The sequence below is a fragment of the Methylobacterium oryzae genome (assembly GCF_036441375.1).
GTDB classification, from domain to species: Bacteria; Pseudomonadota; Alphaproteobacteria; order Rhizobiales; family Beijerinckiaceae; genus Methylobacterium; species Methylobacterium oryzae_A.
Map to the genome: position 1 here is coordinate 83,808 of NZ_MLCA01000009.1, position 16,020 is coordinate 99,827.

Here is a 16,020-nt window from a genome sequence, read left to right on the forward strand (position 1 = left end):
GATATCGCCGCCCGCCGGGGCCCCCGTTCCCAAGCGGCTCGCCCCCCGACCGATCGCCGCCGTCCGGGCGCGCCCGCGGCGCGGCGCAAGGTCGAGCCGTCCCACCCGCTCGCCGGGCGGAGGCCGCGGAGGCTTATGCGGACGGCCGCCGAGTGGTCTCCGTTCTCCGTCCCCTTCGACGACGCCCTCGACCCGGCGTTCGACGAGGTCGGCGACCTCGACGGACACCTCGACGGGCTGGCGGCCCACCTGAGGGCGGACCGCGCCTGGCCCGGGGACCGGGCCGATCCGGACGCTTGACCTTCCCATGCCCGACCGGGCGGCGCGCGCGCGGCGCCCTTCACCGATGGGGCTTGGCCGATGCAATCCGGTTTCGCGTCCATGTCGGCCGCGCCGGCGTTCACGGCCGATCCCGCACGCCGCCGCGCGCCCGTCCGCGCGTGGGGGCACCGGACGGGCGGTCCATGAGCCCTGCCCGACGGGGCGCACGACGCGCTGCACGTGTCGGACATCGAGACCGTGCCGGACGCGGCGCCGGTCCCCGCCGGGTGGCCGGAGGGCCGCGTCCCGGAGGCGACGTGGCACAGCATCGTCGCGTTTTCCTCCCCGGCGGCCGACATACGCCGCGGCGCGGACGGCTCGGAAGCCTACGCCCTCACGGATCGCCGGAGCGGCGGCGAGCCCGGATGGAACGAGGGACGGCCGAAGGCCTTCTGGTGTCTCTTCGACGCCGGGTACTACCCCGTGGTCACCTGGAACGGCCAGGCCGTCGACATGCCGACGATCCTGGAGCGCTCGATGATCCACGGGATCGGCGCGGCCGCCCGGTTCCGCCGCGACACAGGGTGGGAGGGCTACCGGCACCGCTTCGCTGGCGACTGGCACATCGACCATACCCTGCGGCGCACGGCGGCGACGTGGCTGCGGATCGCCCGGGTCGATGTGCGAGCTGCGGCCGACCTGCTCGGCATGTCGGTCCAGGCGGCGGTGAAGATCTACGGCCAGTGGACCCTGGAGGGGCAGGACGCGGCCGCCGACGGCCTGGCGTGGTCGCGCGGGGTTAAGGCGGCGCACTGCTTCGCCATCACGGTCCCCGCCTCGATCGAGGTCGCGGTGCCGCGCGGCCTGCCCCCGCGCGAGCATCCGGCCCAGACCGAGCGGAGGAAGCGGGAGCGGATCCGGGCGCAGGATCACGCCGGCCGCAAGAGGATCGGTGCTGCCTTCCTCACCCTGCGTGCATGAGGGAGAGCCCCGAGCGACGGCACTCCCTAGCCTCGAAGATGGTGCCTGATCCGGGCACCATCCACGCCAGGCGGCTGGGTTTTTGATCGCTCGTCTGGGTCGCGAGCGGGCAGCGCCAGCCGATCCAAAGTCGACCTCACCACCTGTCTCCGCCCGCGTGCCGTGGCCCCGACCTCCACGGCGTCAGGCGGCGTGGGAGGGGCCTCTGTCGAGGACGGCGTCGGAACCGGAGAGCCGTCGCAGATTCGCGAGAAGCTGATCGGTGACCGTCGCCTCGCCGATGCCCCAGGCATTCGCGAGTGAGGCGGCCATCGCTCCGGTGTCCTCCGGTCTCAACGGACGCCCGTTCTCCTGCGCGAACGGGCCGTCCGTTTCCGTGAGCACACGATCCCGGGGCAGGTGCCGGAGAAGGGCGCGCCCGGTGGCCGACCGCGTCATGGGCGGCCCGACCGAGAACCAGCAGCCTTGGTCGGCGGCCCGAATCAGCTGCGCCTTGCTGCCCGAGAACCAGTGCAGGATCGGGGTGCCGGCATCCGGTTGCCGTCGCAGACAATCCAGGACCTCGTCACAGGCCCGGCGACTGTGGATCGAAAGGACACGGCCACCATGGAGAGCCGACATCCTCAGCACGGTTTCAAAGACGCGATGCTGAACGGCCGCATGATCCCGGAACTCGGGGGTCCCGTCCAATCCGACCTCTCCGACGTAACGTGTCTCCGGCAGCAAGCCTTCGAACAACGCGAGCTCGCGATGGCGCTCGTGCGCGAGCTGCGGGTGTAAGCCCAGGGCGGTGCGGATCCGGCTGCGCCCTTTGGCGAGTGCGGAGGTGCCGTGCCAAGCCTTCGGCGTGGTGGTCACCGACAGGACGTAGACGCGCGCCGCGTCCGCCTGCCTTACGGCCGCCGTCGGATCTGGATAGAGATCGAGGTGGCAGTGGAAATCGATCACGGCAGTCCATTGGCTTGGAGGAAGCTCCGCAGCTCATCGATACCACGCTCGAAAACCTCGATACACCCGTCCCGCTCCAGCGGCTCCTCGGGAAGCGGGCCGGCCTGGAGCACCCACGGCTCCATCGCCGTTCGCGGCGCTCTCCTGACAGCCGAGCGCACCGACGCGAGATCGTCGCGCAGATCGATGTCCCCGAGGACGGGGGCGAGCGCTTGGCTGCGATACTCGGTCGTGTCCGCGATGCCGGCGGCGTGGAAGGACGCGCGCCGGATCAGGCACGGGACGCAGCGGCCGCACTGTGTGCCGTCGCGCTTCCATTTTCCGCAGGAGACGGTGCGGACCGCTTGGGCAACGAAAGCCGGGTCCCCCGCGTGCCGCAGTACCATCTCGCCTTTCGTCTGGTGGCGCAGCGGGTTCACGATGGCCACGGGGAGGCCGACCGCATCGAGGACATCCTGCATTGATCGCAGGAAATACGGATGGGTCGTGCGCGTGCTGTGCGAGCCGATCCGGCGCGGGGTCAGCGGCGCGTTCAGGGCGATCAAGCCGTTCTCGGGAACCCACAGTGTGACCCGGCGCCCCGCCCGCGCCTGGGATATGGCTGTCGCCGCTGCGGCGCCGTAGGCGAGAAAGTTGTAGCTCCGTGTCCGCATGGAAACGTCGGTCGACCCGGACCAGGTCGGGTGCGCGTTGGCGGAGAACCGGGGGCAGGCCACCGGTAGCGCGTGGGCCGTACGGTCCTGATATCCCCGATCCCCCCGGTAGGCATGGCTGACGAGGAGGGGGCGTTCTCCCTGGGCGATGAGGTCGAGGGCGCCGACATAGCTGTCCAGGCCGCCCGAGAACAGGCAGGCGCTTTCGGATCGGGACAGGTCGATGAGGCGCCGCCTGCCATCGATCACTGCCTGGGAGGGACGCCGCGGCCCGCCACGGGGGAACGACAGGCTCCATGAATCGCCGCTCAGGAAGCGTAAGGCCTCTTCCAACCGCGCCCGCACCGCGACCCAGGGCCGGGGATCGATCAGGGGAACCGAGAGTTCCAGCCTGCGGCTCCAACGGTCCTCCGCCAGCTCGCGCAGGACGAAGGTGTCGGCTGCCGTCACTGCCAGGGCGATGGTCAGGAAGTCGAAAGCGTCCTCGCGCAGGGCGAAGCCGATGCGGCTGACGGCGTCCATCACCCCGGCCCCGAGCCGCGCAATGCCGTCGGGCATGCGGCCCCGGCCGTAGAGCACCACGTGGACGTCGCCCGCGTCGCGGCGGAGGGGCACGTCGGCGGGATCGGCGTGACAGACCACCCGTGTCATGCGAATTTCTCCCAATCCCGCCAGACGTCGTCCATGGCGCTGCGCTGAAGCCGCTCGACGTCGGCGCGCGGGAGGCGGCCGCCGGCAGCGGCGAGCCGGGGCCCGAGGTGCCGGTCCATGGCGATCCGTATCAGGTCGAACAGCTCGCCTTCCGCCTGCGCCGTGCGGGCATCGGACGGCGCCCTGTTCCAAGCGGAGCCGGCATCCTCGACAACCTGCTGGAACAGGATGCGCGTCAGGAACTCGATCAGGATCGCGATGATGTCGTCGGGCGTCAGGGCCGCCGGATCGAAGATCTCGACATCGGGCAGCACCTCGGCGATCGCCTCCTGGATCGCGATGCGGATCCGGTCCGCATCCCCGTTTTCCGGCGCGAGGGCGCGGGCGATCTCCTGCGCGGCGTAGCCGAGGGTACGACCGGCGAGGCCGGACATGTCGATCCCGACGAAGGCGGCCCCGTCCCCGCCTCCGGCCAAGTCGCCGAGGAGGCCGAACAGCCCGCCGCCGGCCTGATAGGCCGAACCGAACCGGCGCGGGCCGACGGCCTGCCCGGCGGTGGCGGTTCGGGCATAGTGTCCGAGGGCGCTTCGCAGCGAGCCGCCCTCGCCGCCGGAATAGCGACCGAACTCGGTTCGGAAGGTCCGGAAACGCAGCGCGTCGGGTGCCGGCAAAGGCGCCCCGGGGTCGGCATCGGCCCACGACGGAACGAGGGGCGAGCGTCCGCTCGGCCCCCTGCTGGATGAGGAAGTCCCCACGGCGATCCTCCTAGCCTTCGGCCCACGCCTTGCCGGCGAGCAACGCCGACATCCATGGCAGCCGTCTCGGCAGTTCGAGGGAGCGTACGAAGCGGACCAGGACGACCGCGGCTTCGGGCGCTATATCGGCGAGGAGCGTCGCACCGAGGAAGTCCCGCCGACTGCGCATCCAGTCGGGATTCCGGCGCATGTCGCGCACGAGAGCGTCCATCATCGGTACGTGTTCGATCGCGTCGACGGCGGCGAGCGCGTCCCGCGCGGACGGGGAACTGGCCGTCCTCACGTCGCGGAGCACGTCGAGCGCCCGGAGAGCCGAGGCAGACAAGGCCGCGGCGATGCTGCGGAGGGGGACCGTCTCACGCGCCAGATACACGGCGGGCCGCAGATCGATGTCCGCCAGCGGCGGGTCGAGGGCGCCCCAGTCGCGGATGAATGTCATGTACGGCCGCATCGGCTCCGGGCATGCGCCCTCGGTGTCCGCGGCAAGGGCGTTCGCGTCCTCCAGGAGCGCGAAGAACTCGGGCTTGCCGGCCGATGCGTTAATGGCATCGTGGAGGGCGTCCACCGCGGCGGCTGCGGTGCAGCGCTCGAAGAGGACGAACTTGGCGATGATCGCCTCGTCGATCGGCATCCCGCGCTTGCGTGCCACCGAGGCGCGCATGCGCACGACGTTCAGCATGCGCTTGATGATGCGCGGGTTGCCTTTGACGTTGGCGGAGTACGCCAGCAAGGGAGCCATGCGGTCCGCGAGGTCCAGCGTCACGCGCAGGGCGGCCGGATCGGCCGGCTGCAGGACCCTGAGGACGTCGTCGACGCCGAAGCCCGCGTCCGGCCTCCATGCTTGCCGGAGCTGTTCGACCAGGAAGGTCCGCAGGACTTCGAGCCGCTCCGCCCCCACCTCGGCCGCCTCCGCGAAGAGCAGCAGCATGTAGGCTCGCACCTCCTGCACGCCGAGCCTCGGGACGCGGACGGGCACCTGGATGAGCTTGTCGAGGTAATCCTGGATCAGGCGCTCGGAGGGATTGCGGAAGTGGGTCGAGACCGCGTGCCGGACCATATCCTCGTCCGCCGCGATGACGAACGCCGTGCGCGGCAGGAACAGGAAAAGCCGGATGGCCTCCAGCGTGTGGATCGCGTTCGGGGGCGTGCAGCGGTCGATGTTGTCGATGACGACGACGAGGGTCCTGTCGAGAGCTTTCAGAACCTCCTTGAACTCGGCTCGGAACGCGGTGATCTCCTCCGGAGGGCTGCGCTTCTCCTTGGGCGCCAGGAGCCCCTTCGTCCTCTCCTTGACCTCGCCCGCCGCGTCCTTCACGGCCTTGGCGTCCGCGTCGTCGGCATCCCCGGCGACATAGTCGCCGATTCCCTCGATGCCCTTCCTCAGCAAGCCGAAGGTCGGCAGGCCCATGAAGGCCGCACCGCCCTCGGCGGCAAGCCCCAGGAGCCTCAGCTTGTTCACGCGGCCGTAAAGGCTCTCGGCCTTGTTCCTCAGCCCTTCCGGAGCGGCGTCGAGGAGGACCTTGGCGATCACCGCCATCAAGGCGGCTCGGGCATCGTCAAAATCCTGATAGAGCCACGCATCGAACTCGACGAAGACGTAGCGGCCGGCGTCGACGGCGAGGTCGGCTTGGACCAGCCGGAGGATCGACGACTTCCCGGTACCCCAAGTGCCGAACACCCCGAGCGACAGGGGCAGCATGCGCTCGCTGCCGACCATCTCGGCGACGAGTTCGGCGACTTCCGTATAGTTCAGGTAGTCGACGTCGGTATCGGTGTCGGCCCACATGCGTCCACTCCCGGAGGCCGGACCGCGAGCTATCCCGCTCGTTCCGTTGCACTTCCGGGGGGCGCCCCAGCGCTCCCGGGAGGTTTCGCCATCCGCCATCCCGAGGATAGCGCAACCTGCGGTCTCCGCTACGCCGCCTCACGCGTGCAGGCGAGTTGTCCTCAGGCCTATCAACCAGAGTTTGTGCTGGTCCAAGCCCCCGTAGCCCCGGCCCGCCCGCAGCCCGCGTCCGAGACGACCGCGCGCATCGTGAGCGACGCCGGTGCCGTGCCTTTCGGAACCGTCGCACCCTGTCCGGATGGCCCGTCCTGCCCCGCTCGGGGGACGCACGGCGGCTGGATCTCCATGCCGAAGGTTCCCCGGAAGCATCCCCGGACCCGGACGGACGGGGCCACGCCGGACCATGCCGCTTTCGCCGGCACCGTCGCGGGCCGACGCTTGGGAACGGGCTTCGACGGTCCACCGGCCAGTGACGTCGACGAGCAGGGCGGCGGCGCGCATGCTCGCCTAGCGCCGCGCCGCGCCGCCGCCCCCGACCTTACCTACCGCCGTCACAGCGCGCCGAAAAACGGGAATGACGTTCCTTTAAAGAGATCCAGAGCCGCCATCCCTATCCTTGTCCCGGGCGCGGCGGGGGGCGCTGCGACCGCCGACAGGTCGAGCCGCACGTACCTTGCCTGACGCCGGCGTGGTGGGCTCGCCGGGATGGCCTGCGGCAGGCTGCCGAGGGTCCGCTCGCCGGCCGAGAATGGCTCCCGCAGGTTTCACCGGATCCAGGGGGATCAGCCCGTGCCGGGGCCGGACCGAGCCGGTCCCGATCGAGATCGAGGGTCGGGACAGGCGTTTTCCTCCCTCGACGACAGTGCGGCTGTTGACGCGCTGGCCGAGACCATAGGCGACAGCGTGGACCGGCTCGCCTCGACTGAGACTGCGCGGGCGAGCGCATGGCGGAGGCGGCTAGCCGGCGTTGCCTGTGCCTCATAGCCTCCCTCATCTCGCTCCTGCGCCGAGCCGCCCTTGCCGCGGTCCGTGACAGCCTTCGGGCCGGAATCCGCTTGGCGCCTGTGGAGGGGATTGCGCTCCGAGGTCACAGCCGTCATCGACCGTTCGGCCTATGGCTTGGCGGGGATAAGCTCGGTTTGCGCAGATCGTCTCATAACCGGCGCTCGATCGTCTGGACGGGCAGTAAGCATGGCGCCCGCGCGACGCGCTTCGCGCTCGACCTCTCGGACGAGGACGTCGCCCGCCTAAAGCGCGGGCGGACCGTGCGGATGTACGGTGGGGGTGATACCCTTGTCCTCAGGATGAAAAACGGAACGATCGTCGTTGGCCGTGCACTCCACGGTATGGCCGGATCGTATCGCTTGTCCCGCAGGGGCGGCCTGAAGGACGAGGAGCCGGAGTAGTTCTGACCCACGGTCGGCCGTGTTATGGTGAGCCTTGACCATTTTGTCGGAGAGGCGATCTTGGATCAGATAAGCGAACATATGTGGGCGGTCGGCGTGGGGGCGGTCGTCTTCGCCTTTCTCGTGCTGTCCCTCGGGGCCAAGCTGGTTACCGGCAGCTTCAACATCGCCGGTTTGATCTCGGGCAACGCCGCGGGGCGACGCGGCGCCACGGTCAGCAAAGTCCGGATCAAGGGAGAAGAAAACAAGCTGGGTGCCAAGGGGACCGAGGCCACTGTCGAGCGAACTGACGTCAAAGGTAAGCGGAACGAGATCAAAGCTGAGACCTGAGCCGACCACCGTGGGTCTGAACGTCGCCGACTACCACGCGGATCGTGCGGCCCTCGATGCGTTCGCGCGCGCCTCGTGTGCGAACCGCGCCTTCTTCCTCGATGGCAGCCCGGGCATGGGCAAGAGCTACATCCTCGAATGGCTGTGCGGCGTCCTACCCGCCGCCCACCGCGTCGCCCTGGTCGAACTCGATCGGCCGCAGGGCGGCCAGTCCCCTCAGCTCATCCTGTGCGAGATAACGGACCAAGTCGGCCGCGATCGCTTCCCGAGGTTCTTGCAGGTCGAGCACCGCGAGGCGGAAGGAAGGCGATCGCGCAACGCCGTGGCGATCGTTCGAGACGTGCACATCGAGGGCGACGGCAACTTTGTGACCGCATCGACCGCCGAGACCCCGCGCGACAAGGAACTCGTCACGAGGGACCTCACCAACGCCCTGCTCGACGACCTGCGGCAGATGTCCGTGCCCGCCGGGCACACCGTGGTCGTGGCCCTCGACGGGTATCACGATCTGGACGAAGCTATCCACCGCTGGCTCGTGGCGGTCCTTGTCCCCGGCTTGGCGCGGGTGGATCATGTCCGGGTCATCGTTTCCGGAAGGACGGCCCTGCAGCCCAACGCGAAGCGTCGGATCGGGACGACCCACACCTCGACCCTCGGCGGGGTCACGGAGGTGGAGGAGTGGGAACGGGTCCTCGACGCGGAGGGCAGGTTCGCGCCGGCCGAGCACACGGGTTCTTATCTTAAGGCCATGATCGATTACTTCGAGGGGGCACCGAACGATATTATGCGTTGGATGATGTCGCTGCCGCGCAAGGAGGGGTGACGGACATGGCGGCTCTACTCGACGAACTCACTGAACTCGTATCCGTCAGCCCGGGCCGGCGTTGGCTGCGCGGGGGCGGCGCTTACAGCGCCGGACAGCTCGCCGCCATGATCTTCGTCTCGGTGCCGCATTGGCTCGACCGCGACGTGTTCGTCGAACTTCGAAACGAACTCGGCGGCCGCACGCCGGACGAAGTCCTCGCCGAGGTGACGAACCTTCGCCTCGTGCGCAGGCACCGCGGCGACGTTCTCGCAGCCGAGAAGGTGGCGCGAACGATGCTGTTGAACGCCCTCGCACGCGACGCGCCTGACGTGTTCGCACGGCTCAGCGACGCATACGCGGGGGCTTTCGGCCGTCGCGAGCCGGGCTTCGGGGCGCGGCTCGAACAACTCTATCACGGCGTCGCCGCAGACCCGCCTCACGGATGCGCGGAGTTGCTGCGCGCCGCGGTGACCTGGGGATCGGACCCTTACTTCGAGACGGGAGCCGTGGCCGACCTCACGGGTCGATTGCAAGAGCAGGTGGACCGTGGCGTCGCGGCCGCGGCGGGGATGCGATACCTCGCGCTTTGCCGCACCTATCTGCCCGGCGGAGCGGCCGCGGCCGACGCCGATACGTTGCGCTCGGCCCTCGCCCACGAAATCGATCCGCTGTTCCAGGGAGAGGCAACGATCCGGGTGGGCGCGGTCGACCTCAAGGCCGGCCATGTCGAGACAGCCTTGGCCGCGTTCGACTCGGCGTTCTCGATTTTCAAGGGGATCGGGGATGAGCGCGGTTGCGGCGAGGCCTTGTGGCGCCGCGCCGGCGCCCTCGTGAGGCTGGACATGTACGACGCCGCTGCGGGGTCTTACGAGGCCGCCGCAGTGGCGTTCGACCGCGTCGGCGGGTCGGTCAGGAAGGCACATTGCGTAAAAGGCATGGCCGACATCGAGCTCTACAGGGGGCGCCTCGGCGAGGCCGCGGGCGGATTTGAACGCGCGCTCGCGTTTTTCGCTCCGACGAACGCCCGGATGGGTGAAGCCAGCACGCGGGTAGCTTATGCCAACCTCAAGATACTTCGCGGACGGCTAGATGAAGCCCTCTCGGATATCAAAAGCGCGTTAGCGGTATACGAAGCCGTCGACGAGGAACTCGGGATCGGAAACTGCCTACAGGCGACGGGCAAGATCGAGTTCGAGCGTGGCGACTTCTCGCGGGCCCTCGATATGTTCACCGAAGCGCGATCCATGTTCGAGGCGGCTCGGAGAAGGTCGAGCATCATCAACGCCTCGTTCCTCCAGGGCGCATCGTTGACACAACTCGGTCGGCCAGACGCCGCGCTGCCGCTGATTGAGGAGGCCCTGCAGGGGGCCACCGACATCGGCGATCGCGGCGCGCGCGCCTGGGGCCTGCGGCAGTTGGGGCTGGCGATGGAGAAAGTTGGCGCCCTTGGCGAGGCGCTGACGGCGCTCGCGGACAGCGCCAGGGGCTTCGATGAGCTAGGCGATCCGGTCGAGGGCTCGATTACGGGGTTGGCGCTGGTCCGCGTGGCACGCTCACTAGGTTTCCCGGATCCATTTGATACCGAAGACGCCAAATCCCGTGTCAACACCGCGTCGCGCCTATTCGAGGAAGCGGACATGCCCCGCTATCTTTGGCAAGCGAAGGAACTGGCGGGGACGCTTGCACCGCGACCCGCGAACCCGATCGGTTTCGCGTTCGACGGCTGATCGCACGAAGCCTCAGCGCTTGCAGGATCAATGCGGCCCAGGAGAGGGTATTGATCTGGATGATCCTTTATGCCGCGCCCGAAACATCGCCTCGGGCCGAAGGCGACTTAGTGCCTCCGACCGCAGCGCCGATCGCCCGGGTCCGAGCGCCGACGGACACCCCCTCCTAGCCGTGGCACCTGAATCGATTCATGGCCGCTCCCACCGGCTCACACCCGCCGCTTTAGGCGAACCCATTCGCCGGCGAGAGGGCAAATCAAGGTCCGGCGGCCGAAATGGATGCCGGTGATCCGGCCTCAGCCGAAGCTCGCAAGGCATCGGTCTATCAGGCGCGAGAGCGACCCCTGGCCCCTCTGTGCAGCAGATAGGGGCGAGTTCGGCATGCAACGCGGCCAGCTTCGGCTCATCGGGTTCCCGCGCGAACGCGTTGTGGGCGGCCATCAGTCCTTCGGCCACCGACGGATCGAGCAACCTCGTGAAGACTAAGGATGCCGAGTTCGCGAATTGCGGCTATCGGGAGAGATGGGGTGATGGCCGCAACCGGCGTGGAAGTCGTAGCCTCGCGCCCGCAGAAGGGGCGCGAGGCTGTCGACCATCTTCCAGGCGACGGCAAACCGCTTGTCGATCCTGGCAGCGCAGAACCGCTCCGGCCGCGCGCCAACCTCCCGGGCGAGATCCAGGAATTGCCGGCGCCCGCGGACGCCTTTCAGGATCGGCCCGGATTTCAGTTCGGTGCCTTGTCGCCCGGGGAAACAGCGCGCCACGATCTCGGCGGCCTTCGCCTCGTCGACGTCAGTGCTCGCCAGGGTGAACCACGGCTGCGCCTCGTCGAATAGGTGCGTACCGGTCTTCCCGCTCTCGTCGAAGAAGATCCTCCGCATCGGGATCGCCCTCCATGTGTCGTCGCATTCCAAGCGAGATCGAGGACGGAGCGATCCCTTCCCTCCGTCCAGGCGGCGCCTCTCCGCAGCCACGGCGATGCCATTGAAAGTTCGCCGGGAGGGTGAGCGGGCCGCCGAAGCGACCCGCCCCCTCGCATTCAACGGACGCGGATCGTCGTATCATCGTCCGCGGCCCGATCCCATTCGGCGGTCGGATCGGCGTCCTCGACCTCGTCGTGCGACGGTGCCGGATCCCGGTGCTGCCCCTTGGCAACCGCGTGGGCGCGCTTGTGCGTGCGAGACCAGAGGACCAGCTCGTCCTGCACGGTGGAGAGGATCTCCCGCCAAGCCGCGCAGGCGCGCTGGTCGACGCCCTTGACGTCAACCAGCGGCCGCCCGTCGTCCCCGAGCACCGCGCCGAGGTCGTCGAAGGCCGTCTTCAGGGCCTCCATGGCATCGGCCAGCGTCCCGACAGCGTTGTCGTAGCGATCGGTCGGCGTGTCCCCGGGGCGGCGGGCCTTGGACTTCCCGGGGGGCGGGAATTCGCCGCGCAGAAAGACGTCGTTCACCGCGATCTCCTCGCCGGTCCCGTCCTCAAGGGGGCGCGTGCGACCGTCATCGTCCACCGCCCGGATCGAGACGCCGGCGGCGAAGTCCCGGAGCGCCTGGCCCAGTTGGTGGATGCCCTGCGGCAACTGCCGCATGGCGTCGAGGACCTCCCCCGGCGTCCGCCGGTCGGGCTGGTCGTTGCCGGAGGTGCCGCGGTCCGCGTTGAGGCGCCCGTCGACCACCAGCGGATAGGCGGCGCGAACCGCCAATTCGAGCGAGGAAGGCCCGGGCTCGTCGGGCGTGCCGGCCGCGATGGAGGCCCGCACCTCCGCCATCGCGTCGGCGACCAGCTGGTCGGTGCTACGTCCGGTTACCGCCCACTCACCGCCGTGCACGGCCTTGCCGAAGGCGTGCCGGAGGTAGCGCCGGGCTTGGTCGACCTTCGTCGCGTCGCCGTTGTAGGCCCGGAGGATGAGGGCCGTCGCTAGCTCGTTCGACAGGCGCTGATTCACCCGCTTGCGCGAGGATTGGCTGGTCACGGCGCCCCGGATCGCGTCGCGGAAGCGGCCGTCCGGGTTGGAGAACAGGCCGACGATCGCGGCGGCACGCTCGGCCGGGTCGTCCGACAGGTGCGCGTCCCGCGCCTCCTTCTTCGTGCAGGAGCCGGCGTAGTACGCCGCCTGCGTTGCCGAGATGAGCGAGCGCCGGGCGAGCTCGTCGAGCACCTCGTCCGCCAAGGCCTCGTTCTCCGGTCCGTCGCCCCACGCGGTCGGCGGATCGACGTGCCGAAGCGCGACGAGAGACCTGATCGCCGTCGGGAAAGCCGTCTTGCTCTTGGCGAACGGCTCGAATCCGACGATCACCAGCGCCGGTACCCGCTCGCAGCGAAGCGCGACAAGGTCTTCCTGCGTCGGACCTGAGGCAAGGGCCTCGTTGAGGCGCTTGATGCGGCCGCGGAACTTCGGCCCAGGCTCGTCGTAGGGCACGTCGGCCGAGCGCTGGCCGAGCAGGGTGTGGACCGCAGTCATGCGGGACGACCCCTCCGCCGTCGTAAGCGCCGTCACCTCGGACCCGTCCTCGTGGCGGTAGGTCGTGGGAACGATCCAGACCGCCTCCATCACGCCCTGGTACGTGATCGACTCGGACCAGTCGTTCGTCGACCTCACGTAGCTTGCGGCCTGCTGGCATGCCCAGTTCAGGTGGTGGTTGCTCTCGATGTCGACCGCCAGTTCGGCCGCATTCAGCGAAGCATCCACCGGGGACTTGGGCTCCGGAACCGGCCGGAACTTCGAGTCCTCGGCTCCGGTGCCTGGATCGACCGCGAAGGGATGGCGCCGGGACGGCAGCGTGCGGGGGTTGCGGGGATCCGGCATCACGCGGCGGGCCCAGACGGCAGTCCGGATCCCGAACAGGGTGCCGCCAGGGACGGCGATGCGCTCCGCGTTCGGCGCAGCCGGATCGCCGATGCCCTTGCGGACGGCGGAGGGATCGACCACCGCGTTGGCGATGGCGCGCGCGCTACGCTCGGAGTGCCCGAACGCCTCAGTCAGCTTGACCGCGAGGTTGTTGCGGGCTGGCGCGGAAGCATACTCCGGCAGCGCCTCGACGGGCCGGGGCAGGATGTGGATGTCGTTGGACTTCGTCACTGGCGTATTCCTTGGCTGTGCGACCGAAGGCTCGAAGCTCTTCGGAGCCTCGGACGCGACTACGGGGTCGATCCGAGGTGCCAAGGACCACGCGGGTCCCAGCGCTCCCCCCTTCCACTTGCCGGGCGTACCCGGCGTCGTCGAAGGCGGCGACAGCCACTTGGGACCTTGTCGAGGCGTGCCGGGCAGGGACCGTTTGGTCCATCGTCCGGCGTTGCCGCCCCCGCCCACCGTGACGGTGGAGGAGTTGAGGGTTCCGCATGCCTGCGTCGCAGACACGCTAGGATTGCGATGCCGTTGAGCAATGGTCAAGCGATTTCGGCCACGGTACGGCGCATTGTTCGACCTCAAAGCCGCACGTCGAGCGTGGTCCGACGAAATCTGCCACTCAGGCGAGAAGGCAATCGCGGCGCCATGCCGCTCGGCGACCAAGCAGCCGCCGCGGTTGAGGCTTGTTGCTACAACGTACAGGGCGCGTTGCTGGATGCCAGGCTAAACCAGCGTCATGCGGAACCCGCACGGCTAGCTACCGGGGACGACGTCGTCCCCGGTGGATCGAGGGCGGCAACGATACCATGTCCGCATAGGTCACGTGGTCGGGGTGGAAGTCCCGGGGAGGGCGCCATCGCCGGGCAATTCAACCCACTGGGGAACTGATCATGTATTCCTCGGAATGAACATGACCTTGCTGCTTCAGAACTACCAGGACGGCTCCAGATGATGCGCGGTGCTGCCCCCGGCCGACCGGCGTTTTGGCGGCCAAGCTTGGTTCAGGCGCCTCCCCCTGCCTCGGCCGCTGCAGCAAGCGGTGCGTGCGGAACGACCGTCGGCGCCGCCCGCTTGTCGAGCATGTAGTCGAGATCGAAGGCATGGCGGGAGATGGAGCCGACGTAGCGGTCGAGGATGGCTCCCGCATATGGCATGCGCACGCGCCCGCAACGGCGCAGGCGCCATGTCAGCCGGTCCAAGGTGGTCGTGGTGACCCGGTTCGCCTTGGTCGTGGTGCCGGGTTCGTAGGTACCGTGCGCGACGTGCTTGAACACGGCCGATGCAGCGAAGGTGAGCTGCGTGTTCCGGCGTGCGGCCTCGTCGAACGTGGTCGCCGGCTCGCCTTCAGGGGGCATGATGCGATTCGCTTTCGACGCCCAAGCGGCAAAGACTTCACCCTGCCCAGGCAGCAGCCCGGTGACCGCCTTCTGCCCGCGTTCGAACCGGACGAACCCGTCGGCCCGGAACGAAGCGAGGTCGAGGATCGAGAGCTGGACGGGAGCTGCTTCGCGAAGGTCGCAGACGAGCGCCTCATCGTCGAGCGTGAACGGGAGCGGGTAGCTCTTGACGGCCCCCTCGTCGGCCTCTCCGTCGCGGGCCGCGGGAGCGTCCCGCGACGGCTTGACCTTGAGGGGGATTAGGATCCCGGTCTGGGGCATCCGGGACTTGCCCGGCCGCAGCATGAGATCGCAAGGCTGGCCGATGAGGATGAAGCGGCGCTTCGAAACTGTCTTGGTCGAAGCCTCCGAGGTGTCGATCTCGAAGACGTCCCCGCATGCGATCGGGGCGAACGCGGCGTTGATAAGTTCCTCGCCCTCCCAGATCTCCGCCTTCCTGAACGCGGTCAGGTCCGGATCGGGAGCATCCGAGATGTGCCTCAGGGGGACGGCCCGGAGGTTGCGCAAGCGATCGATGCTGAGACGCACCTGCGGATCATGCCCGAACATGGTCCGGATCTGTTGCGACATCCGTGCGGTGAGCGCCCTCTCGATGACATGGAGTTCCGACACGCCCTCCTGATAGCCCCGCTCGACGACATGGTCGTCCAGCTTCTCGGGCGTGACGCGCAGGAGGGCCTCGGCAGCGCCACGGAAGGACGCCTTGACCTCCTCCTCGGCCCGGACCAGCACCTCGTGCACGCTTTTGCGAAGGCCGGCCCGCTTGACCGCGACGCGCAGCACCTCCTCCATCTCCTCGTTCTCGATGTCCCCATCTGCGAGGCGCTGCTTCGAGACGACGCAGATCGGGACGCCACTGAGCACGCCGAGATCGCGCAGGTCCGCTTGGTACTCGGTCTCGCGCTGGGCCTCCTCCGCGATCGTGGCCTCGTGTGTCAGGATGAAGGCGGTCGCCTTCGACTTCAGGCCTGCCAAGTTGCGGAGGACATCGAGGCCCCGCTTGCCGGCGCCAGGGACCGCGTCGGTGTCCTTCAGGTCGACGATGTAGGCGATTCCACCGTCTCCGTCTGCGTGCGCGGTCCTTAGCTTGGCTTGGTACCCCTGGAAGGACCAGCGGTCGTCCTCATGCACCCCCAGAAGCGCGCAGGCCCGCTCGAAGATCCCGGTCGGCAGTTCCCGCGTCGGAACCCCTTCCGCTTCCTGCTGCCGCCGCAGGAAGATCTCCGTCATCTCGTCGCGCCGGACCTGTTCGAGCGTCTCAAGGACGGCTTGGATCGCCCCGGCTGGGTCGGCGTCGTCGGTATCCTCCGCGAAAGCCCTCGCGAATTCGGGGAAGGCGCAGGCCTCGGTGAGTTCGAGGTTCGCCACCAACATATGGGCGAGGAGCGGTGGCGTCTCGTTGAAGTGGTCGTCGATCCAGATGACCCGATCGGCACCAAGGCACCTCAACGTCGCGTCGAGCTTCATCTGTCCAC

Annotated in this window: 12 protein-coding genes; 5 read left to right on the forward strand and 7 right to left on the reverse strand. The window is 68.7% G+C overall.

The features are described from left to right. Positions 1-135 precede the first annotated feature (135 nt). Both MOTC310_RS18085 and MOTC310_RS18090 read left to right on the forward strand, forming a co-directional pair. Entirely contained in the window at positions 136-300 is a 165-nt protein-coding gene (locus tag MOTC310_RS18085) for a hypothetical protein (RefSeq protein ID WP_331302798.1), read from the forward strand. A gap of 201 nt (positions 301-501) precedes the next feature. Continuing rightward, a complete protein-coding gene (locus MOTC310_RS18090; protein ID WP_331302799.1) occupies positions 502-1,242 on the forward strand; it encodes a hypothetical protein in 741 nt (246 codons plus the stop codon). Between the two features lie 183 nt (positions 1,243-1,425). On the opposite strand, the gene qatD is transcribed toward MOTC310_RS18090, so the two are convergent. From qatD to MOTC310_RS18110, 4 genes are all read right to left on the reverse strand, one after another. After that, on the reverse strand, positions 1,426-2,190 hold the full coding sequence (qatD, locus tag MOTC310_RS18095) for a Qat anti-phage system TatD family nuclease QatD (protein WP_331302800.1): 765 nt from the start codon (positions 2,188-2,190) through the stop codon (positions 1,426-1,428). Beyond that, positions 2,187-3,494, reverse strand: coding sequence for a Qat anti-phage system QueC-like protein QatC (gene qatC, locus MOTC310_RS18100; protein WP_331302801.1), 1,308 nt, complete (start codon positions 3,492-3,494; stop codon positions 2,187-2,189). Before qatC ends, qatD begins: the two co-directional genes overlap by 4 nt. Then, positions 3,491-4,165: a hypothetical protein gene (locus tag MOTC310_RS18105; protein ID WP_331302802.1), complete on the reverse strand. Its 675-nt coding sequence runs from the start codon at positions 4,163-4,165 to the stop codon at positions 3,491-3,493. The genes qatC and MOTC310_RS18105 overlap by 4 nt, the downstream gene beginning before the upstream one ends. Positions 4,166-4,259: 94 nt before the next feature. Then, entirely contained in the window at positions 4,260-6,035 is a 1,776-nt protein-coding gene (locus tag MOTC310_RS18110; protein WP_331302803.1) for a KAP family P-loop NTPase fold protein, read from the reverse strand. A gap of 1,466 nt (positions 6,036-7,501) precedes the next feature. On the opposite strand from MOTC310_RS18110, the gene MOTC310_RS18115 reads away from it, so the two are divergent. Genes MOTC310_RS18115 through MOTC310_RS18125 form a run of 3 tightly spaced genes read left to right on the forward strand, consistent with a single transcriptional unit; the run spans position 7,502 to position 10,303 of the window. After that, positions 7,502-7,771 (forward strand): hypothetical protein, encoded by a 270-nt coding sequence (locus tag MOTC310_RS18115; protein WP_331302804.1) that lies wholly within the window; start codon positions 7,502-7,504, stop codon positions 7,769-7,771. A gap of 10 nt (positions 7,772-7,781) precedes the next feature. Beyond that, positions 7,782-8,594 (forward strand): hypothetical protein, encoded by an 813-nt coding sequence (locus tag MOTC310_RS18120; RefSeq protein ID WP_331302805.1) that lies wholly within the window; start codon positions 7,782-7,784, stop codon positions 8,592-8,594. A 5-nt stretch (positions 8,595-8,599) separates the two neighbouring features. Further along, positions 8,600-10,303, forward strand: coding sequence for a tetratricopeptide repeat protein (locus MOTC310_RS18125; protein WP_331302806.1), 1,704 nt, complete (start codon positions 8,600-8,602; stop codon positions 10,301-10,303). Positions 10,304-10,785: 482 nt separating this feature from the next. Here MOTC310_RS18125 and MOTC310_RS18130 read toward each other — a convergent pair whose 3' ends face one another. The 3 genes from MOTC310_RS18130 to MOTC310_RS18140 all read right to left on the reverse strand — a co-directional run bounded on the left by MOTC310_RS18130 (position 10,786) and on the right by MOTC310_RS18140 (position 16,012). Beyond that, positions 10,786-11,184: a DUF3800 domain-containing protein gene (locus tag MOTC310_RS18130; protein WP_331302807.1), complete on the reverse strand. Its 399-nt coding sequence runs from the start codon at positions 11,182-11,184 to the stop codon at positions 10,786-10,788. A gap of 158 nt (positions 11,185-11,342) precedes the next feature. Further along, positions 11,343-13,811: a YML083C domain-containing protein gene (locus MOTC310_RS18135; RefSeq protein WP_331302808.1), complete on the reverse strand. Its 2,469-nt coding sequence runs from the start codon at positions 13,809-13,811 to the stop codon at positions 11,343-11,345. 338 nt (positions 13,812-14,149) lie between these two features. After that, a complete protein-coding gene (locus MOTC310_RS18140) occupies positions 14,150-16,012 on the reverse strand; it encodes a hypothetical protein (protein WP_331302809.1) in 1,863 nt (620 codons plus the stop codon). Positions 16,013-16,020 lie beyond the last annotated feature (8 nt).